Raw genomic sequence first — 20,956 nt, forward strand, 5'->3', positions numbered from 1 at the left:
GTTTACGATTGCAAGTTAACCGGGGCGAGCTGCAAAGAATTGCTCAAAGCCACCCACTCGGCGACGCCGAGATCTTCGGCGCGGCTTTGCGGGTTGATTTCTAATCGTTCCAACAATTGTGTCAGGCGATCGCGATCGACGAGCGCTTTGAGATTATTTCTTAACATCTTGCGCTTGCTGCTAAACCCGACTTTTACCAAGGTTTCCAACTGTTTCGGGTTGTCGGCGGCGGTGACAATTTCCCGAGGGAACAGGCGCACTACTGCGGAATCGACTTTCGGCGGCGGATAAAAGGCTTTGGCGCCCACGTCGCAGACAAATTCGCAATCGGCTAAATATTGGACGCGCACGGACAAGGCGCCGAAATGTTTCGAGCCGGGATTGGCGCGCAAGCGTAGGGCAACTTCTTTCTGGACGAGCAAGACGATCGCCTTGTAGGGGTGGGGATGGGGAGCGGCGATCGTGCCGAGCAGTTTTTCTAAAATCGGTCCGGTGATGTTGTAGGGAATGTTGGCGACAACTTTATTGGGATTTTGGAACGGTTCGGGGAGGGTTTGCAAGATCTGGTCGAGATCTAATTCGAGGATGTCGCCTTGCAGGAGTAAAAAGTTGTCGCGATCGCCCAATTTTTTCGTCAATTTGGCACATAAATCGCGGTCGATTTCGACGGCGACCACCGATCGAGCGGCGCTCAATAATTGTCGGGTTAAAATCCCCGTCCCCGGTCCGATTTCTAAGACGCGATCGTCCGGGGAGAGGTCGGCAGCTTTGACGATCGAAGCGAGGGCGCGATCGCTTCTGAGCCAGTGTTGGGCGAATCGTTTTCGAGGTCGAGAAGAGGGCATGAGCGATCGGCAATCGGGATTTTTCAGGTAATCCTTTATTGTAGGGGGGCGATCGCCCGATGACAATCTCGCGATCGCGGTTTTAACGGGCGATCGTCGCCAATTTCGCCGCTTTTGGGCACGGTTGGGAAAGGGTACGGGCGATCGTGTCGAGGCAACGGCGATCGCTGACCATCCAGCGATGCAAACCCACGGAAATTTTAACTTCATCGCCCACGGGCAATTGCGAACTGTTGGCAGGGAGAATCATTAAATCGAAGGGAGTCCAGATCGAGGTAAAATTAACCCGACTCAAGGTTTCGATCGCGTCGCGATTGAGGTCTTGCAAAAAGGGGCTATTCGGACGCATTTGGATACTTCCTTCGAGGGCTAAAGCGTATCCGGTCCAGGTTCCATTATGGGGCGAGGAAATTGTGATGAAGCGATCGACGCGATCGACCCCCCCCAACCGTTGCAAGTAATACCGACTGACGAGGCCGCCCATGCTAAAACCGAGAAGGTCGAAGGGGCGATCGTCCGAGAGATGACAGTCCGCATAGTCGCGCACTTGTTGGGCGAGTTGGTCGAGTCCGACGGAACTATCATTCGGTTCGAGATCGACGGTGTGAACTTCCCATCCGTATTGTCGTAAATAAGCCGACATCGGTTTAAAAATCGTTCCTTTATCCCAGATTCCGTGAACGAGGAGAACGGGGTTTTTCCGAATAGAGTTCTGCATGGGTTTTTGACTCCCGGCGTAGGTCATTTCAGTGGCTGTGAGTTTAGTGTACGTTGCCCCACCCGGGAAGGGCGATCGGCTCGGGACAGTTTCTCAGGTGGGCCACACTTCGATTGCAATTCTTAATTTTGTTTAGATCCGTGAACGATCGCCCCGCCAAAATTGCCAAAAATTCGCATATTTGTAAATTTTTATAACAAATAATAGCGAGATGTTGTGGCGATCGCCCCCGTAACTTCATAATTGTTCATGACAGTCTTAATTTTTCGAGTCGCACTTGAGTCGTTCGCCCTCCAGTGAAATCACTCAAGTCCGTTCAGCAGTAATTTAAGGAGCAATCACCATGTTCGGTTTTATTAAGAAATTGTTTGGTGGCATTTTCGGTTTCCTCGGTGGACTGTTTGGCTTAAACAAAAAATCCGACTACTACCTCGACTTAGGGGAGACCGACAGCAGCAGTCCGGCCCCCGCCAAAGCGGAACCTGCTAAAGCTGAAAAAGCGGAACCTGCTAAAGCAGAAAAAGCCAAAGCCGAACCCGCCAAAGCTGAAAAAGCCAAAGCCGAACCTGCCAAAGCTGAAAAAGCCAAGCCCGCACCTGCCCCCGCACCCAAGCCGCAACCCGCCAAAGCTCCTGCGGCACCGAAAAGCGAACCCCAACCCGTCGGCGGTTTTGCCACTGAATACCTGGTTCCCACGGCGAGCACCCCTCGCCGTCGTCCCGGTGCGAACATGAGTTCTTTCCTGGAAATGGCTAACCAAATGGGCAATCGCTAATCAAAACTTGCGACGATTGGCGACAGACTCACTCTGACGCTTACTTTTACGCCCCGCGATCGGGGCTATTTTTTTGTCTAGAATTGATAGATTCCCTACGATGGCCAAATTATAAAATGAGAACCCGCCTATTTTTCGCCCGGATAAGGACTTGAGAATCGCATTAAAATATTATCCTCGAATTGTTGCGATCTACACGAAAAACAGCGAAGTTAATCGGTCGGTTAATCATAATTTTATAAATAAGTTGATTTGAGACAAACAATCAACTTTTGAGAGGGGCGAACAGCAACTCAATTGCCCGATGAGTTATTGGCATAAAAATAAATTATGTATATCAATCTCAACAATAATATGACTTTAAATCTAACACATAATATAGCCATTTAGAATCAAACGGTCAAGGGGCCAGCTTTTGAGCGGTCTTTCGATCCCGTGAATCGGTTAGTACTGGGGTTCGCGCGACCCGATTCTCTCAAAAAGCTCAAAACAAGTCCGGAGTTATCGGTCAATCTAGGAAGAAATAAACCAGTTGCACCCTGACTTCCTCCTAGTCAGTTGACTGGGAGGTTTTTTTATCAACAAAGAATATAGGGTCAATATTTCAATCGTTCGATGACTTTTGCTTTCTTGCTCTTTCAAGTGGTTGCATTGACCCCCGATCTCCACCTCCCCCCAACGAGCAAGTAGACTCATGTTTACCGATGGGTAGGCGATCGATTTTTGGATCGGAAGAAACATGGTTCTTGCCTTCAATCGCTCCTGTCTTTATTCGGGAGTAACTTTTGTTTTGCTTATCCTTACAACTGTTTGGATTAATGCCAATACATACATACTTATTAAAGCCGATGTTCTGCGAAGTTAAGCGAGACTTGGCTACTGGAAGCCCGATTTTCTGGCGAACTGTCCTGAAATTTCTCAGATTCCGTGTAAATAACAGTGGGTTTTTAAATTTTTGCGGCGGGTAAAACGCCCTGTGCATTGTTACGAAGCATTTTACCTGCTGGTTTCTAACGCGAGAAATCGGCAGTTCTAGGATCGGAGGATAAGGATATGTCTGCCAATAACTCCCATATCAAACGCTTACTGGCAACCAAACAATGTCAGGGAGGCGACCTTAGAGATGCCCATCTGACTCGGGTCAATCTGAGTGGGGCGGATTTGAGTGGGGCTAAATTAATGTTTGCCAATCTCAATGGAACCAATCTCGCCGGGGCTAACTTAAGTGGTGCGGATCTCAGTTTTGCGAACTTGGTCGCTACGGATTTAGGAAATAGCGATCTAAGCGGGATTGATGGGAAAGGCGTCAATCTGTTAGATGCCAAACTCCATCACGCCGACTTGGGAGGTGCGGATTTGGTGTTTGCTAGTTTGGTGAATACTCATTTAGAAGAAGCTAATTTAAGCGGGGCTTCTCTGGAAGGGGCGAATTTAATTGGTGCTGAATTAAGTGGGGCGAATCTGAGTGGGGCGAATCTGGCGGGGACTAATCTCGGTCACGCTCAAATGATGGGAGCGAATTTATCCAATGCGGATTTGAGTGATGCTCGTTTGGTCGAAGCGGATTTAAGCGATGCTAATTTGAGTGGCGTGAGCTTGAGAAATGCCAATTTATTAAATGCTAACTTAAATGGAGCCAATTTAAGTGGTGCCGATTTAAGTGGTGCCAATTTAGCTCAGGCAAAACTGGAAGGGGCGATCGGTTTGTATCAAGAACACGGGCCGGGAATGCGATCGCCAGAACCGAGTCCCCCACCGAAACAACATGCCAATATGTCTTACGTAACTTTTCTGAACTCTTCACATCCTTCTCATTCATCTAGCAATCATTTCGATTTACCCCGCCCTGGATTGCCTTCGTGAAGGACCCACGCCGATTCAAAGAATATAGCTCGGACAGCTCGGGCAACAACCCAATAGACTGCTTGGAAGCGAACTTCTTGGTCTTAGATCTAGGCGATCGGCGCTATCCTAGTTCTTAAGATTTATAGAAACTACAGGTTGTCCACAAAAAACTTGTATGGATCTACCTTAGTTTTCGCTATTTCGGTCTCGGTTAGGGAGTAGGTTAGCATGTTTGGGGAGTCCACCGATCCCAACGCTCAATTGAAAATTTTTGAGGGGGACTTATGGCTCCCCCAACCCCTCAAAACGTTAATTTTTTTTACGAATTCTATAATCATTGGCGATCTAGCCATCCTCAATTTGGTGAGAGCTATTGCTGGGTGGCTGGATTGCCGTTTGTACGGAAATAGCTTGCCTGGGTGGATTCGGAAAGGCAAGAACTACAGAAGCAATTCGGTTCAATAAAAAACCTAGGGGAAAAACCCCTAGGCTAGCCGGAAATACGAGCAGGAAATATACCAGTAACAGGAGTAAGGAACACTGAGCTACTAGCGAGTAGAATCACTCGGGAAAATTCCTGCCGCCAAATCTAATCGGTAAAGGAGAAAAGTCAAGTGGAAAGCGCTGTTCGGGAGGATATTCCCGAAGGAGGCGATCGCCTCCCCTGCAATTTTAAAGGGAGTCAGTAAAAAAGCGTTGCGCGGTCACCGACGTTCGTCAGGGTAGTAAGCAGGAGATAATGACTACAGGTATTCCCTTGAGAAAATCGATTTCTCGGGCAACGCCCCGATGAAGGAAGGAAGTCTTACAGTTATTTAACGTAAACTTATATTAACGCAAGCCTACTATAAAGAAAAGTCACAGCTTTTGATAGTTATAATAAGTTTTAGTTTATAGATTTTTGGGTAAAGGAGAAAGGGTTTTGAAGCAGGCAACACTGCATCAACTTAAAGTGTTTGAAGCTGCAGCCCGACATGGGAGTTTTACTCGTGCCGCAGAAGAGCTGTTTCTGACGCAACCGTCCGTTTCCATGCAAGTCAAACAGCTCGGTAAAGCAGTGGGAATGCCCCTATTCGAGCAAGTCGGCAAGAAGTTATATCTCACGGAAGCGGGACAAGAATTACTCGTAACCTGTCGGGATGTGTTCGAGCGCTTGACTCAATTTGAAATGACCGTGGCCGATCTCAAAGGCATGAAACAAGGTCAATTGCGTTTGAGCGTGATCACGACGGCGAAGTATGTGATTCCGCGCTTACTCGGGCCGTTTTGCCAGCGCTATCCCGGGGTCGAAGTTTCCCTCAACGTGATGAATCACGAGGGACTTCTCGATCGCCTCAATCAAAACTTGGACGATCTTTACATCCTGAGCAATCCGCCTGAAAGTAAGGATATCAGTTGTCAGCCCTTCTTGGAAAATCCGTTGGTGGTTTTGGCGCCGACCAATCATCCCCTCGCCAAGGAGAAAAATATCCCGATCGAACGGCTGAACGGGGAACCGTTTATCATGCGCGAACCGGGTTCGGGAACGCGCAGTGCGGTTCAAGAGTTATTCGATCAAAAAGAAGTCGATGTCAAAGTGCGTCTCGATCTCGGCAGTAATGAAGCGATCAAACAGGCGATCGCCGGAGGCTTCGGTATTTCGGTTCTCTCGCGCCATACCCTAGCCCTGGAAGGGTCGATGAAGCGCCTGACCATTCTCGACGTCCAACACTTCCCGATTCGCCGCTACTGGCACGTTATTTATCCGGCGGGCAAACAATTGTCCGTGGTGGCGCAAACCTTTTTCGATTACTTGCTCAATGAAGGTCGCAAAGTCGCGCAGGAGACCGCCGACTTTAAAATTACCGATTGAATCAGGTCGCCATTGGGGCGATCGCGCGGCTTAGAATCTTCGGGGGTTAAACGAGGGGAGATCGGCGTTCTCAAAAAAACTGGGTTTAAAACCCCGTCCCTTCGACGGTGTAAAAATAAGTCCAAACTGTAAGGACGCCAAGCCATGAAATAGGGTAGGGCCTACCCAAATTTATGCTGGTGGGAGTGACTCGTTAAGAGGCTTGCTTGAGAGAGTGTAGTCGAGTCAGACATGAAACTGTAAGACCAAAGTTGACCTAGATCGATAGAGGCAAGATTCAGCCCGAGGATCGCCGCACTTCTAGGGCGGGGAGTGTCAATTGAGGGGGGTGACCAATTGCAGCAATATACCGAAGTTCCCGATCTTTCAATCGAATTGAAACAAATTGAAAAGCCCCCATCTGGGGGCTTTTGTGGGCTTTTGTGCGCTTTTGTGGGCATTAACTAGAAACTTCAGCCATTTCAATCGTCCGTCCTTCGATATCTTTGACCAAAAAGTTGAGCGGTTTTTCCCGACGAATCTTGTATTTGACGCCCAAGGCTTGTACGCGCAATAAAATCGCTTCTAAGCCGTCGCGATCGAAACCGACGTGACGCTGCCGATTTTTGTGGCCCAAACTCGCTCCTGAAATGACGTGAAGCTGGGTATTCTTCTTGAGGGTGTACCACAGTCCGTCAGATCCGCCCAATCCCTGGGTGGTCGGGGCGCCGAGACTGGCGGAAGAGAGGTAGAGTGGATCGATGCCTGCCCCCCCTAATGTTTGTTCGTAGTTGTAGTAATAGTGCAAGGGGACGTCCGCCGCAGGCAACTCTAGCATCCCTTCGTAAAACTGACGGGCAATTTCTAAGTCGGACACCATAATCGTGTAGACTTTGGGCGCGCTGGTCAAAAACATCCACATTGCTACGGCATAAGCTGCCAGCAGCATAATCATGATCCCCTGAGTCGAAAACAAACTATCGAGGGGGAACGCCGCTACAATTGCGCTTGAGGTCAAACTAAAACTAACGGTTAGATCCATGTATTTATCAGAGGGGAAAGCAAAGCTAGAATTTAGCAATCAAGATATTGCCGTTGAGCGATCGCCGAAAACTCGTTAAAGCTCGAAGCAATTTATCGAAAATTTGGGGTCTAAAACCGGGTCTTTCCAGGGGAGCTTGATTGGAGATGTGGCACAACTGCTGCATTGCTGGCTAAAATTGCGCTTGAGGTACGGGTAACGAACCTCGTTAACCCCCTGGCATCGGAAGGTCGGAACCTTGAAAACTGAAGCTTGTCGCTTCCACATGGAAAATCGCTCGTGTGGGTAAAAGCTTCGAGCTTCAAGTCCGCAGACTCAAGATTTTTGGACTCCTTTGTACGGTGGGGCAGACCGGAACGGGTTCCCTGAAATGGGGGCGAACGCTTGGGGAGATAAAGATCTCTAGACATTTGGCTTCCGGGTTGAATGTGTAAGTCTTGTCGTCGAACCAAGAATCCCACTGTCTTTAGGCGTGGGAGTGCCAAGTTTAATTGTAACAAGCCGAGATCGACCTCATCCCATCGGGGTCGCTCGGGCAACGGCGAACTTTTGCCGAGAATGACTAACAATAATAGGTTACGGCGATCGCCGCGCGCCAACAGGCAGATTGCCCGCACGCGATCGCCGTTCGTTTCCATATCCAGCTAGTTCGTGAGTTCAAACCGTGCAACCGCCTAATTTTCCTGAATGCAACCACTCCCTGGTCAAAGCGCTGTTTCACTACAGCGATCGCGAATTGCTCAATCTGTTTCAAATCCACCCGGATGAAGGTAAATACTTCGTCGCCATTTTTTGCCGCTACCACACCCTCGTTTACACCCTGATCCAACATCAAGCTAAATCCCCGGTTCAAGGCGATTACCTATTTGCCTTGACCTGGCGCCATATTTTCCACGAACTTCGCGGTCTCGATTTGCGCGCCGCGCAGGAACGTACTCCCGGTTTTACGTTACAAACCTGGCTGATCGAAACGACTGCTTTATGTTTGCAACGCATCCAGGTTCCCCCGGTGGAGTCGATCCACTATTCCCTGGAGGCGGCGCCCCCGCCGTTGTGGTGCTATCTGGAACAAACCCTCGACCAACTGCCGCCAATTTTGCGCCTGACGGTGTTGATGGCCCAAACGTTTCATTGGAGCGAAACTCGGATCGGCGCTTACCTGCAAGCGGAAGGCGAAACCCTCTCCCCGGCTGACGTGCGCGCTTTGCTCGACGAGGGCTATCACCGTTTGGAAAATTTGCTGCCTATCGATATCCGCACGATTTATTTGAAGCGCAAAGGTGCGGCGGCGGCGCCCGACCGAGAAGCGATGCAGCAGTCCTGAACCCCCGCCGTGGCGGCGATCGCCCCATCCAAAGCCCAATCAAAGCCCAATAAAAAGCACTAGCTTATAGCCCAAGCTAGTGCGAATCGAGGTCTTGACTTAAGAGAGAGAGAAAAATCTAAAATATCGTGCTTTTTTAATTGATTTTGTTATTTAGCAACTTCGACGGCTCCCCTCCGGACGATTCCTTGAGGGGGTCGTCGTCGGGTTGCTTTGTAAATAAATGTAACAGACTTTGTAAAAAAATGCAACATTTACTTGACACGGGGCGATCGTCGCCTATTCCAGGGACGGGGGATCGTGCTGGGTTAGAGTTAAAAAAATTTTCCAGGATATTCTTAGTATTCGACCCCTAACGGAGATCGAAGGAATTGCACGACTTTTATCAACACCTTCGACAGTTGAACCCATAAGTGCTCAACGCCTAACGGCGATCGAAGGAATTGCACATAGGGGAGAATAGGATTGCCCATTGCGTACTCCTCGTGCTCAACGCCTAACGGCGATCGAAGGAATTGCACGATTTCGAGGCAGTCGATCCATTCGACCGACTTCCGGTGCTCAACGCCTAACGGCGATCGAAGGAATTGCACTCGACTTGTTGCGTATTGACGTCTACTCGCGTCAGCACGTGCTCAACGCCTAACGGCGATCGAAGGAATTGCACGGCGCTCAGGCAAATTGCGAATTGCCCTGTCTGTCGTGCTCAACGCCTAACGGCGATCGAAGGAATTGCACCAACACCCCACCCGCTTTGAAAAAGCGAGCATCCGACGAGTGCTCAACGCCTAACGGCGATCGAAGGAATTGCACCGGGGACAAAACACGATATTTCGTCCGGGAACTGATTGCGTGCTCAACGCCTAACGGCGATCGAAGGAATTGCACTGCCGAAGCAGGACGTGGCTGACGAGCTGAGATAGCGTGTGCTCAACGCCTAACGGCGATCGAAGGAATTGCACGGAGATTTTCCAATCGAAGAAACAGGCCCCTTGTGCTCAACGCCTAACGGCGATCGAAGGAATTGCACTTCGGGGAGGGCCGCTAAAGGGATCGTAATACTGGTTCGTGCTCAACGCCTAACGGCGATCGAAGGAATTGCACGAGGTGGAAGTCGAGCAACCCAATCAACGTAAATTGAGAGTGCTCAACGCCTAACGGCGATCGAAGGAATTGCACGCAATTCACGAGTCTCGACGATTTTGCCTTGAGGTGGCAGTGCTCAACGCCTAACGGCGATCGAAGGAATTGCACGGCAACAAAAGTCACCCCCGTCGCGCGGGCGATCCGACGGTGCTCAACGCCTAACGGCGATCGAAGGAATTGCACTTTCCGACCAAGTTCATCATGTTGGCCGGAGAAGGTGCTCAACGCCTAACGGCGATCGAAGGAATTGCACAGATTTATATGGCGCCAATCTCAGTGGTGTTACTCTGTGCTCAACGCCTAACGGCGATCGAAGGAATTGCACCTGGGGGTTCTCTGGGTGAGGTGTGGGGGTGACTCCTCGTGCTCAACGCCTAACGGCGATCGAAGGAATTGCACACACCGGCACCCTTGAGGTGCCACTATTTTTACCTACTCGGGTGCTCAACGCCTAACGGCGATCGAAGGAATTGCACGAGGAAAAGCTGTCGAGAGGCAAGCTTAAAAGTCGATCGTGCTCAACGCCTAACGGCGATCGAAGGAATTGCACGCCTCAAGTGCAGTTGATCTAGCTTCGATTCCAGTATCGTGCTCAACGCCTAACGGCGATCGAAGGAATTGCACAAGATCGATCCGAAAGCGAAGCAAGCCTACCGAGACGAGTGCTCAACGCCTAACGGCGATCGAAGGAATTGCACTACAAGGAATTTATCGCTCTCGGAATGGTTTCTCCCAAGTGCTCAACGCCTAACGGCGATCGAAGGAATTGCACAGAATAAGTGAGATTTTCCCTACGCAGCTTGCCAACAATGTGCTCAACGCCTAACGGCGATCGAAGGAATTGCACAATAAACCTTCAAGTGGGTTGCTCTCTGCGGGTCTATGGTGCTCAACGCCTAACGGCGATCGAAGGAATTGCACTTTTTACCCCAGCCGGAGAAGAATTCACCGACTTTGCCGTGCTCAACGCCTAACGGCGATCGAAGGAATTGCACTGGAAGAAATGACGTGTCCGCCCCAACTTCCATCTCGTGCTCAACGCCTAACGGCGATCGAAGGAATTGCACCGCCACGACCCAAATTGTCAAAGGGATCCAACTGGTGTGCTCAACGCCTAACGGCGATCGAAGGAATTGCACAGCGGGGTCGGAATCCCAGACTGACTCCCCATCCGCAGACTATTTTACAAGCACCTCGTGCAAATACGCGAAAATTTGGTATGTAACACTTAACCTTAAAAACTCCGACAGCCAAAACCCTTACCCAGACTACGATTCAAAAATTACAAGTATCGGGCGAGTCTCCTAATATCCTCAAATGCCGAGCTACTCAGGATTCCAACACTTTTTGACCACCGATTGATTGCTACACCGAATAGTGCTTGCAAAATCCGATCGCCGTTCTTGTTCGAGTCCGGTGACCCCCTTCGATCGATGGATTCGGTATTTCTATCGGAATCACGCATAGACTTAGGTTAACCGATCGCCAACGAACATCGAGAGACGCCGACGAGCAGAGGCGATCTCGCCACCGGACAATAACGATTACGGTGGCAAAGTCGTCCAGGCTTCCCGTGGAGGGTCTACCGTTGGCTCTAAAATAGGTGCGAACGGCTCGACTTTAGTTTGGTGAGATTTATCGCGATCGATCCACGTCGTCAGCCGACAAACGCCCGATCGCGGCAAGTCGTCATCTGCCATCCGAGCGTACCAATGTAAGGGTTCGCTCCCGGAAAAGACCTCGATCTCGTCAAACAAAAAGTTGTTGTCCCCTGCAAACGGTAAACCATAGCGATCGCTGTTGAATTCCCCGTTCAAACCTGCCACGATCCGCGATCGCAACTCCTCCTCACAGCGTACAGCAACAACTGCTTTAAAGTTTACGAGTACTTCTCGCCGCACGGGTTTAATATTCGGCTTACAGCCCTTCGTGCGCTCCCAATTTTCCGGTGGAACTTTTCCCACTGGGACATTATGCAATTGTTGCAATAGCGTTGCAGTTTCTGGTTCAACCAAATTGGCGATCGCAATCTCCGCTTTTGGCAAATTTTTAAGCATTGGTGTCGCCGATTTAGCAATCTTACGCCAGTCGCGGGTTTCGATCGCTGCTAAATTGAGTAACAAACCGTAAGCTGCTGTGGGAGACATCGTTGGAGCCGTCGATCGAAACCGACCCGCTTGCAACAACCGAAACGCCGCAAAAGGAGCTTTCAACCTAAGCAGCAGCACGATCCGACCCCCCTAAAAACGCCTCAGCCAAATCTTCAAACAGTCGATCGGGATTAGCATAGAGTTTCGCACCTGCTTCGCGCAGAGCGTCCGCTCGCTCGATCGCCATATCGCGCACGAGGGCCCCCCCAAGCCAAAATTCCTCGGCGGGTAAATCCTCGTCGTTCAAACGGTGCAGTTCGCACCAATGTCCGTCTGCATTAAAGCCGTAGGTGTCAAATCCCGCCACCAATTTCGGCGTTAAACGAACGATAATCGAGCGGGGTGCAAACTCGAAATAGCTGCGAGCGTGTGCGCCAGCAACATTATTTAATTGAGCGATCGTCTGCAAAAGTCCCCGCGTCCAGTTCGGATTCGTCTGACAATCGCGCCCTGACAACGCTAACGGATATTGAAACGCCGTATAACTGGCTTCGCGATGAAGCAATGCTGAATCCTTAGAATTGAACCAAAACACCTTCGTTCGCGGTTGTCGATCGACATTCGCGGGAGATTGGTGCAGACTGGCTTCAAATCGATAGGGAGCCAGAGCCACCGCCGTATTGAGTCGCACGATGCTGTCGCGTTTAGCCGGATGTTTCATTTGGTCTGCGTATGTTTTTTCCTTGGCCACCATGTAGCCAAACGCCCAATCATCAGCGTACTCGTCAGGATTGGGTAAGCTTTCAAAGGAAACCGCCAATTGTCCTTCATCCTGAACGCGCTCGCGGTTGCAAGGAAATCCCAATTCTGCCAAAGTTTCCCGCATAGCATTCCGAATCGAGTCGGCAGAAACAATCGCGTATTGTTCGTCTCCTCGTGCGATCTTTTGTAAAACCGTGCGGTTCTGCTCTGACTCACCGCGATAGTTGCTACTGGGGGCAGCATGGGTTAAAACCGTGGCAAATAAATTGAGGGGTTTCTCGTGTTGGGTCATTTTGACACCTCACTACAACAATCGGTAAAAGTTTCCCTAACGGGTTTCTGAGGTTAAAGATCGAACGGTTTAGCTAGCTTGAGACGCTTGAGACTTACTGTCTGAAGACGAATCAATCTTTTCAGCAATTTTGAAGTTGCTTGCCAGTGCCAACATCGTCAATCCACGAACAGTTTCTGGATCTTTTTCTAGTGCTTCCGCTAAGGCAATGGTTTGCCGTAATTTCTCATTCTCTCGATTTTTAGAATTTTCTTGTTTGGTTAATGACTCATCTGACACCGCCGAGACAACCGGAGTCACCTGACTGCACAGCGTTCCAAAGAAATACTCCCGAAAGGCAGTTTTCTCCGTTCGCGATCGCACTGCCAAAAATTCTTGACGCGCGAGTTTATGTTTGTTGTCCCATGTAATCTCTTGATTTTTACTGACCAAACGGGCAATCAAATAGCGATCGCACAGAGATTTGAGAATTTGAGCGAGTTCAGAGAGTTCCACAGCGTTTTTCTCCCGATTAAAGATAAGTTTACAGTCGTGAGGAAAGAAGCGGTCTTCAAACCACTGTTGAGAAGCTGTTGAGAGCAAAGCTCCCCAACGTGCCGTCCAATGACGATTTTTGAGAAGGTTTTGAAGCAAATGTCGGCGAAACCAAGGACAGCGAAAAGTATTGCGAATTTTGGCGTAGCGATCGTCTCGTTCCCAGTCTGGTTGAATATAGGCAATCGCCATTAGATCCGCTCCACGTTTCGGGTCGGAGCGAACTGCGTGACAGACTTCAAATCCCAAAACATCATATTCCAGAGTGCTGGCAATATCAGTTAATTTCATCCGCTCTCGAATCAGCCTTAGCGAATCAAGTGCCGCCTCTTCAGGAAGTTCTACAAGCGCACCTAACGGTCGGTAGCCGTTATATTGAGGTGGATTTTGAGGGCGGCGATCGAGGAGATCGGGAAACGTTGCGACAAAGGCTTCTAAATCTTGTACGTCGGGAATCGCAACAGCGTACCCCCAATCTTCGCGTTTTCCATCAGTATCGAAGCGACAGGGAACGTAAGGCTGACTGACGTAAGGCCAAAAATTCAAGAGAAATTGCTGTGCGTTGGTATCGTCAAGGGATACGCCTTCAGCATTTTTCGCTTCAGCACCGATGAGTGCCGACGAGCTTAAACCCACTTTGGAATTGGGTCGTTGCAAGGCGGTCCAAAGTTTTTCGATCGAAATAGGCTCCTGGTTTGCTCGTAGTTTAAACGGTTCTCGCGATTTGGGAATTGCCCGGATCGTATTTAATAACCATTCCGACCACAAGTTAGTCCAAATTCCAGACGAATCTCGTTCCCGTAACGGTGCGCCGTTTACAACGAGTAGATTCCAGCCATAAAGTCTTCCATCTTCAGTTTCCCGAACTTCAACTGGATTTTGAATTCGATTCTGAGACCATTTCAGTTCGTAACGGGCATCAAAGGCGAGATTTATTAGGGCTTGTAACCCTTCTCGATCGCATCTCAATGTCGCGCCTAACGAATCAAATTCAACCTGAATCTGAGTTCGGGTTTCTGGTCGATCCCGATGCAAGTAGAGAATTAAAAACACCAGTCCGGCGAGTCCGGCACGATAGGCTGGACTGGGCAATTGCCCGAGTCGATAGATTAGTTCAACCATGATTGAAATCCAAATGTGTCACAGTACTTACTGTTTGGCGCAATGCGAAGATATTTGAGAAACTTCGCCTGGGAATCGTTCGGTTTTTGAGTGGTGACATAATTCGGTACCGGAAGTACCAACTCGTGCCATTTGGCATCTGTTGCTTCAATGCGTTCGATCGCTGCTTTAACGTCTTCCTCCAAAACGCAGTCGTGTGTCCAATTGTCGATATCGCGAAATGGCTCGCTACAGGCGAAATAGCCTCCGGTTAGAAAAGGCGCGTTTCCATCTGCGAGAGTTTCCCGTTCGCCGTAAATTTCTAACTGTTCGGCGAGTAACTTTTGACTGGCGTAGGGTTGCGCGTTTGTAACTGTTGTCAAAAATTCGCGAGCGCGATCGAGCAATTCCTCGGTATAGGGTTTTTCGGTTTCGGGTTCGTAGACGAAGATTTTGGAGTAATCTAACTTACCGTGTCGGTTACTGCGCCCAAATCGCTGCACGAGGGCGCTACAGGGCGCGAGTTCCGTTATCAAAACGTCTGCGTCGAGGTCGAGACTCATCTCGCAAACCTGAGTCGTTACCGCGATCGCTCGTTTTTCCGACTGTTTGAACGCCTCGACAACTTCTTTATGACGCTGGTTGCGATGGACGAGTTTGAAACGACTGTGATAACACAGCACGTTAGCGCCATCTCCTTTTAAAGCATCATTGAGGTCGCGAGCAGTTTTCTGACAGCGATCGACAGTATTGACGACCCACAGCACCCGTTTTCCGTCTCGATAGGCTTCGATCGCTTTTTGCAGTGCTGTCGTTCGATCGCAGGTTTGAACGTGGTAGCGATCGCGCTCTTCTTCTTCGGCTAAAGCTTCCAATTCACTGCGATCGCTGGGATAGAGTTCCAATCCGAGGTCTTCGAGTTCCGTTCGTCGCACTTCCGGTAACGTCGCCGTCATGCACAAAACTGGAACGTCAAACGCTTTGAGGAACGCAACAACCCAATCGAACATTCGTCGATCGTAAGCATGAACTTCATCGAGAACGACTGCTGAATCGGCCAACATCGGCAACAATACAGTTGACCCATAGTTGAATGATAGAAACGCCAAAAATCGATCGACCGTTGCGGAAAGATAACGCTTTCCCCACAATCCCAAGGCAAACAAACGCGGGTCAGTTCGATAATCGGAGTCTTCTGGCGACTCCATCAATTGTTCGAGTTCGTACTCGCTCGTACCGTGAAACAAACCCGCATCGGATTCCGGTGCCGCTTGCACGTAATCTTTAAAACCTTCCGTGGCGGTGCCGCGAGTGGGATAGAGAAACAAGACACGACCGATTTTGTAGCTTCCTCGACAGATTACGCCACGTACCCAAAGATACGCTGCTAAGGTTTTTCCTCGACCGCAACCCGCCCGCAACAAAGCGCGATCGCCCAAGTTTTGAGCGTTTCTTTGAAATTTAAACAAATCATCAAAACCAAACGGATGCCCAAATCGTTCCTCCAACTCCTGATACTTGGCTTCGAGAATGTCGCGATCGATATCCTCAACCGTTAACCTCGGTTTATGCAAATGATTGTCGAGCCATTCTTGGATTGAATGACCTTCACGAACGAGTCCAGAAGCTGCCGTATCTGCGGCAACCACACCCGCTTTAACGGCTAAATGTAAGCTGCGGCGGGAAGCGTCGCGTCGAATTGCATCGCGAAATTTTTTCTTACCCGCCAAACCCGCATTTTTTCGAGCGGCGACCCAGACTCGATCGTTGAAATTCCAAGTATTGGGAAGTTGGGGCGGTGAGGGATCGATTTCTAAAAGGTGGCGAATTTCGTTCAAGATCGACTGGATTTGTTTTGAGTTTAAATCCAGGGTCAGTTGTCGAACTTCAGTTTGGCACGTATCTGCCCATTTAACATCAGCCTTCATGTGATGACCGAGGACGGCAGCCACGATGACTTCAATATCGACATCCTTCGCAGTTAATAACCACTCTCGAACACTTTCTAAATGGAGAATCAACGCCGAAAGCCATTCATGTCGCAAGGTTTGTTTAATATTTGCACCACGACACATTTCCTGAAATTCTGGATTGGCTTTCCCAACGTCATGGAACAGCGATGCCACGCGCAGAAGCCGTAGAAAGAAAACGGAGTCAGCCTTGAAAAAACGACACCAATTTTCCAAAATGCGATCGCGAAAAATAGAACGAGCCGCTTCTTCTGTATCTGTCAAGTGTTCTTGGAGGCTGCGTTGAGGCTTACTTTTCGCCAATAGCTCGTATTTCATCGATATTTTCTTCCTCACACCTTAGCCGTTCAGACGAAACGGTACAAAGTAACCGCAACCCATCCGTCGTTTTCCACCAATCCCCTTAGCTTGAAGTAAAACTGAATCTTTGGGTAATAAATTCGCTACAATGACGCTATAACCCACAATGGTTTGTCGCTTAATTCGCAAAGTTTTTCGGGCGGGTTCTTCTTTTTCGTCTGCGGGAATTCCTACGGATGCTTCGATTCCCAGTGCTTGTAACTGTCGGTTACACGCGCCTAAAAACCACTCTGGCGTGACGTTTTTGAATTTGCCCGAAGGATGTTTGATGGTTACGAGGCGAGCTTTTAATTCACTGACCGGACGAAGGGGACGAATTTTTGGATCTTCCAAGGATAGAGAACGTCCGTCAATGGTGAGTGTCGTTCCAGCTAGGGTTAAAACAGGAAGAAGCGATTGGCTCGGACAGCGTAGCGATAGCCGCGAACGTTTTGTGAGTTCGATGTTCCCTTGCTTATCGGGAATGCCGGAAATAGTGTTAATTGCTAAACCCTCGAGATGATGAAGGGTTGGATGTTGTTTGGCGATGGCTCCTAACAAGCGGTGATTTTGGTCGGCAAACCAAGTTCTTCCCCGTGTTGGAAAGTGTAATTCGATATAAGACGATGGCATGGGCGCTGATGCAAATTGGTTGGATGGTTGAGCCAGCATAGTGATACCTCCCAAAGATTTGGGTAAATGGACTTCAGCGCCTGACGGCATCAAAGGATGAGTTTTTCGAGGAGTTATTTCGAGCGGTTAAAGGTGGGCTTGAATCCCACTTTCCAACGGTTTCGTCGGATAAAGCTCGCCTCTAGGGTTCCCTGTTCGTCGGGGACTTGGAACGGAAGTTTTCCGTCACGCTTGGCTTGATTAAGTTGGTTTGGCGTCACGTTGAGCAACTCGGAGGCTGCACGGGTCGAGACTTCTCGACAAAAAAGATATCGCTCCGATAGAAGCTGAGTCGCGTAGTTGAGCAAAGTTAGCTGTTCCATCACCCTCCTGATTTCGCGTTGTTTTATATAGTCCCTTTCATCAAAATAACACTGTGAGAAATGGGCGTTCCGAGCAGCAGTATCGCCTAACGGCAATCGAAGGTATTGAGGGTACGGTGGCTTAGGTCGATTTAGATCGTGCCTTTTTGCCCAACTCCCCGACTCGCAGATCGATCGCACGATCGCGATCGGGAGAATCAAAGGTGCGCCATGCTTAACGCCTGACACAGATTGCTATCATTGCACGTTTTTAGCCTACCATTCAATTCAATAAAACTATTCTTATTGCCATTCCCCTTGCACCGTAAACGCCGCCCAATAATAGGGTGCCTCCCACTGCTGCCGTTGCCACATGGCGATTTGAGCCTGTCGCAGGGCCGCCGCCGCAGTTAACCCCTCTTGCAACATCCCCCGATAAAAATCCACCATCAACAACGAAGTGGCTTCGTCGTCCACACTCCACAAACTGACCACCACCCGCGCCGCCCCCGCATACATGAACCCTCGGGTCAAACCGACCAAACCCTCGCCGCGAATATTCTGCCCGAGTCCGGTTTCGCACGCACTCAACACCACCAATTGGGCGGGTAAATCGAGATTAAAAATATCGTGGAGGCGGACGAAACCATTTTGAGGTTTGCCCCGTTCGTCTACCAGAGAAAAGACCAAACCGGATAACTCCGGATTGCTGCTGTCGAGAATCCCGTGAGTGGCGTAGTGAACGATCTGGTACTGACTGAGTTCTTCCGAAGTCGCCTTATCGCGGTTCGCCGCCAGTCCGAACGCTTTCGTTTGTTCGGAAGGCGGAACGAGGGCGAGAATTTTTTCCGCTTCGTCCCGGGTAAATGGGAGGCGGTTGAACTGAAGCGGACCGGGTAAAGCGGGGCTATTTTGTTTGAGCGAATTCGACGCATTCGAGGAGGCATCGAGGCGCTCGTCCTTGGCGCTGAACACCGGATCGGCAAACACCGCGAGGGTTTTGGGCGCTGGGGGGCGTCCGTCAATTTCCCGACGCAAAACCGCGATCGCCGATGCGGAAGGCAGGGTCACGAGTTCGTGTTCCACCACTAACGGCACCACTTCCTCGGAGGCGCCCTCATTGGCGCGGATCGGCAGGGCCGAAAACGGTACGTACTGCAAAGCTCCATCGGCAACAATTAACAGGCGACGGTCTTCGAGGCGATCGCGCACCGGGGCCAACACCAACTCGCTCAACTGCGCCGCAATTTGCGCCGCTTTCTGCTTGCGAATCCGCATACTCGGCGTAATCAGGGCATCGCGAAACGCCCGCGCCGCCGCGTCTATTTCCGCCCGGGGGGGCAGTTCGTAACTCTCGATTCCGTCCGAGGTCACCGCCCATAAAAAACTGCGCTCTTTGCCCAAAGAATAGGACAATAACAACGACTCCTCATCGAGAACTTGGGCTTGAATTTGCGCCAAATTCAGAGGTTGGGGCTGAGTCAGGGCCGCATAACGCGGCGAGGTGGCGCGGATGTCCGCTTGGACTTGGCGATATTGACGCACTAAGCGATCGATCGCCTCCTCAAGTTGGGCCGCTTGTTCGGGAGTATGTTCGCCGCCGAGCAGTTGGATGCGCCGTTCTTCCAAACTCGCCAGTTCGGTTTCGATCGCCCGTTCCCGTTCGAGTAACTGAGGATCGACTCCTTGGCGAATATCCGCCCCGGCTTCGTTGAGAATGTCGAGTAAAGACCGGGCTCGGGCCCGTTCGCTCGCTTGCAAGGCGAGGGCGTCAAATCCTTGCCCGGGCGCTTGCGAGTGCATTTGCATCAACAGGTCGATGTAAAACTCGTAATAATCTTGCTTCGAGGCGAAGAAGGACGCCCGCAATTCTTGGCTGGTGACTTTGGTTCGCAAATCTTCGACAATTTGCAACGCGGTTTCGATCTCCCGTTTCGCCCGCTCCAATTCCCCCCGATCGCGCCGCACCGAGGCAATTCGATACAACGTGAGCGCTTCTTTGGCGCGATCGCCTACGGCCCGCCGCATCGGTAAGGCCCGATTGTAATAATCCAAAGCACGATCGGCTTTCCCCATCTGCGCGTAGACAAAACCGATATTGCTCAACGTACTCGCTTCCCCTTTGACGTCCCCCGATCGCGTCCACAGGTCCAAAGCGCGCTGGTAAGCCTCTAACGCAGGCTCCAATTGTTCCGAATTGGCATAAACAAACCCAATATTATTCAACGTCGTCGCCGTTCCCGACAGATCCCCCACCGCGTCCCACAACGGTAAAGCGCGATCGAAATAGTCGAGGGCGCGTTCGTATTGTTTCGCCGCGTCGTAAAATAAGCCGATATTGTTGAGAGTGCGCGCCATTCCCGCTCGATCTTCCACTTCCTGGTAGAGCGGTAAAGCCCGGTTGTACGCTTCCAAGGCGCGATCGTACTGTCCCAAGGCGTCGTAAATAAAACCGATATTATTTAAGGTCGTCGCTTCCCCTTGGGCGTCCCCGAGGTCTCGCCACAGGGATAAGGCGCGATCGTAAGCGTCGAGGGCTTGTTGGTATTCGCCGAGGGCGTCGTAGACCACCCCGAGTTCGGTCAGGGTAATCGCTTCCCCTTGGGTATCGCCGAGTTCGCGCCAGAGGGGAAGGGCTTCGTTAAAAGCGTCGAGGGCTTTTTCGTTATCCCGCCAGCGCGAATACACTAACCCCATTTTGATTAAGATATCCGCTTGACCGCTCCGATCGCCGAGTTGGCGGTAAATCGGTAAAGCATCTCGGTACGCCGCCAACTCGCGATCGCGCTCTCCCAACCCTTGATAGATAAATGCTAACGCCGTTAAGGTATAAGCTTCTTTGGGGCGATCGCCTGCTTGGCGATACAAATTCCGCGCCTGTTTCCACTTCTGTAACGCCCCCCGCCGCGAGGCTTCGCTTCCTTCTTGAAAAAGTACCATCCCTTCGTCAAAAAGACGCTGGGCTGCCGCTTGTGGCGTTTCCCCGATCGCCTCCGACGGCGGGGCAGGTCTGGCGGACACCGGAAGGGCGATCGGCATCAGTCCGGACAAACCCAAGCATAAACTGACGGCGATCGCGCCTTGGCGGAAACCGCCCGTGCTTCCAAGGTTTGAATGCCCCCGATTTCGGTAATAAGCGGTCAACAGAACAGTAGAAAAGCGCTTCATTTTATATAATTATTAATGACTTATGGATGCGACGGACAACCCCAGCCCGAGGGGGCTGATGTCCCTCTTTACAGAAATTCCAGCCAACCCATCGACGATCCTCCCAAACAATGAAGATAGCAGTTCTTGCCCAGTTCCCGCTTGTCATGGGGGGTTTTTAGATTGTAGATTTTAGGTTTTAGATTTTAGATTGAGGGAAG

14 protein-coding genes and 1 CRISPR repeat array are annotated in these 20,956 nt (G+C 50.4%); of the genes, 4 read left to right on the forward strand and 10 right to left on the reverse strand.

Translation table 11 applies throughout. The annotated features are described in order from the left end of the window. Positions 1 to 2 precede the first annotated feature (2 nt). Both rsmA and JJD41_RS14520 read right to left on the reverse strand, forming a co-directional pair. Entirely contained in the window at positions 3 to 845 is an 843-nt protein-coding gene (rsmA, locus tag JJD41_RS14515; RefSeq protein ID WP_200667610.1) for a 16S rRNA (adenine(1518)-N(6)/adenine(1519)-N(6))-dimethyltransferase RsmA, read from the reverse strand. A gap of 82 nt (positions 846 to 927) precedes the next feature. Beyond that, on the reverse strand, positions 928 to 1,563 hold the full coding sequence (locus JJD41_RS14520; protein ID WP_200667612.1) for an esterase/lipase family protein: 636 nt from the start codon (positions 1,561 to 1,563) through the stop codon (positions 928 to 930). Positions 1,564 to 1,906: 343 nt separating this feature from the next. Between JJD41_RS14520 and JJD41_RS14525 the strand changes: the two genes are divergently transcribed. From JJD41_RS14525 to JJD41_RS14535, 3 genes are all read left to right on the forward strand, one after another. Beyond that, positions 1,907 to 2,338, forward strand: coding sequence for a hypothetical protein (locus JJD41_RS14525; RefSeq protein WP_200667614.1), 432 nt, complete (start codon positions 1,907 to 1,909; stop codon positions 2,336 to 2,338). A gap of 1,053 nt (positions 2,339 to 3,391) precedes the next feature. Further along, on the forward strand, positions 3,392 to 4,201 hold the full coding sequence (locus JJD41_RS14530; protein ID WP_200667616.1) for a pentapeptide repeat-containing protein: 810 nt from the start codon (positions 3,392 to 3,394) through the stop codon (positions 4,199 to 4,201). A gap of 904 nt (positions 4,202 to 5,105) precedes the next feature. After that, entirely contained in the window at positions 5,106 to 6,035 is a 930-nt protein-coding gene (locus JJD41_RS14535) for a LysR family transcriptional regulator (protein WP_200667618.1), read from the forward strand. A 439-nt stretch (positions 6,036 to 6,474) separates the two neighbouring features. Here the strand turns inward: JJD41_RS14535 and JJD41_RS14540 are convergent, their stop codons facing one another. Then, on the reverse strand, positions 6,475 to 7,056 hold the full coding sequence (locus tag JJD41_RS14540) for a VOC family protein (RefSeq protein WP_200667621.1): 582 nt from the start codon (positions 7,054 to 7,056) through the stop codon (positions 6,475 to 6,477). Positions 7,057 to 7,720: 664 nt separating this feature from the next. On the opposite strand from JJD41_RS14540, the gene JJD41_RS14545 reads away from it, so the two are divergent. Continuing rightward, positions 7,721 to 8,380 (forward strand): sigma-70 family RNA polymerase sigma factor, encoded by a 660-nt coding sequence (locus tag JJD41_RS14545; protein ID WP_200667623.1) that lies wholly within the window; start codon positions 7,721 to 7,723, stop codon positions 8,378 to 8,380. Positions 8,381 to 8,721: 341 nt separating this feature from the next. Beyond that, positions 8,722 to 10,665: direct repeats of the CRISPR family, unit length 36 nt; unit sequence GTGCTCAACGCCTAACGGCGATCGAAGGAATTGCAC. Between the two features lie 405 nt (positions 10,666 to 11,070). Here the strand turns inward: JJD41_RS14545 and cas5 are convergent. The 7 genes from cas5 to JJD41_RS14580 form a co-directional block, all read right to left on the reverse strand. Then, entirely contained in the window at positions 11,071 to 11,754 is a 684-nt protein-coding gene (gene cas5, locus JJD41_RS14550) for a type I-MYXAN CRISPR-associated protein Cas5/Cmx5/DevS (RefSeq protein WP_370583848.1), read from the reverse strand. Then, positions 11,741 to 12,670: a type I-B CRISPR-associated protein Cas7/Cst2/DevR gene (gene cas7i / locus JJD41_RS14555; protein WP_200667627.1), complete on the reverse strand. Its 930-nt coding sequence runs from the start codon at positions 12,668 to 12,670 to the stop codon at positions 11,741 to 11,743. Before cas7i ends, cas5 begins: the two co-directional genes overlap by 14 nt. A gap of 69 nt (positions 12,671 to 12,739) precedes the next feature. Continuing rightward, on the reverse strand, positions 12,740 to 14,326 hold the full coding sequence (cmx8, locus tag JJD41_RS14560; RefSeq protein WP_200667629.1) for a type I-MYXAN CRISPR-associated protein Cmx8: 1,587 nt from the start codon (positions 14,324 to 14,326) through the stop codon (positions 12,740 to 12,742). Next, positions 14,314 to 16,593 (reverse strand): CRISPR-associated helicase Cas3', encoded by a 2,280-nt coding sequence (gene cas3 / locus JJD41_RS14565; RefSeq protein WP_200667641.1) that lies wholly within the window; start codon positions 16,591 to 16,593, stop codon positions 14,314 to 14,316. The genes cmx8 and cas3 overlap by 13 nt, the downstream gene beginning before the upstream one ends. A 21-nt stretch (positions 16,594 to 16,614) precedes the next feature. Further along, positions 16,615 to 17,286, reverse strand: a complete 672-nt coding sequence (gene cas6, locus JJD41_RS14570; RefSeq protein WP_200667643.1) for a type I-MYXAN CRISPR-associated protein Cas6/Cmx6 — start codon at positions 17,284 to 17,286, stop codon at positions 16,615 to 16,617. 74 nt (positions 17,287 to 17,360) lie between these two features. Next, entirely contained in the window at positions 17,361 to 17,609 is a 249-nt protein-coding gene (locus tag JJD41_RS14575) for a hypothetical protein (RefSeq protein WP_200667645.1), read from the reverse strand. A 282-nt stretch (positions 17,610 to 17,891) separates the two neighbouring features. Next, the gene (locus JJD41_RS14580) at positions 17,892 to 20,756 is read right to left on the reverse strand and encodes a CHAT domain-containing protein (protein WP_200667647.1); all 2,865 of its coding nucleotides are present in this window, start codon (positions 20,754 to 20,756) and stop codon (positions 17,892 to 17,894) included. Positions 20,757 to 20,956: the final 200 nt, after the last annotated feature.

Origin of the sequence: Oxynema mangrovii CENA135 (assembly GCF_016632315.1) — a bacterium.
In the GTDB taxonomy this organism is placed as follows: Bacteria; Cyanobacteriota; Cyanobacteriia; order Cyanobacteriales; family Laspinemataceae; genus Oxynema; species Oxynema aestuarii.

Coding starts and splice junctions, on each gene's coding strand:
- cmx8 (WP_200667629.1), bottom strand. CDS start 14,326: ATGGTTGAACTAATCTATCGACTCGGGCAATTGCCCAGTCCAGCCTAT.
- JJD41_RS14525 (WP_200667614.1), top strand. CDS start 1,907: ATGTTCGGTTTTATTAAGAAATTGTTTGGTGGCATTTTCGGTTTCCTC.
- cas3 (WP_200667641.1), bottom strand. CDS start 16,593: ATGAAATACGAGCTATTGGCGAAAAGTAAGCCTCAACGCAGCCTCCAA.
- cas6 (WP_200667643.1), bottom strand. CDS start 17,286: ATGCTGGCTCAACCATCCAACCAATTTGCATCAGCGCCCATGCCATCG.
- JJD41_RS14575 (WP_200667645.1), bottom strand. CDS start 17,609: ATGGAACAGCTAACTTTGCTCAACTACGCGACTCAGCTTCTATCGGAG.
- JJD41_RS14580 (WP_200667647.1), bottom strand. CDS start 20,756: ATGAAGCGCTTTTCTACTGTTCTGTTGACCGCTTATTACCGAAATCGG.
- JJD41_RS14540 (WP_200667621.1), bottom strand. CDS start 7,056: ATGGATCTAACCGTTAGTTTTAGTTTGACCTCAAGCGCAATTGTAGCG.
- JJD41_RS14530 (WP_200667616.1), top strand. CDS start 3,392: ATGTCTGCCAATAACTCCCATATCAAACGCTTACTGGCAACCAAACAA.
- cas7i (WP_200667627.1), bottom strand. CDS start 12,670: ATGACCCAACACGAGAAACCCCTCAATTTATTTGCCACGGTTTTAACC.
- rsmA (WP_200667610.1), bottom strand. CDS start 845: ATGCCCTCTTCTCGACCTCGAAAACGATTCGCCCAACACTGGCTCAGA.
- JJD41_RS14520 (WP_200667612.1), bottom strand. CDS start 1,563: ATGCAGAACTCTATTCGGAAAAACCCCGTTCTCCTCGTTCACGGAATC.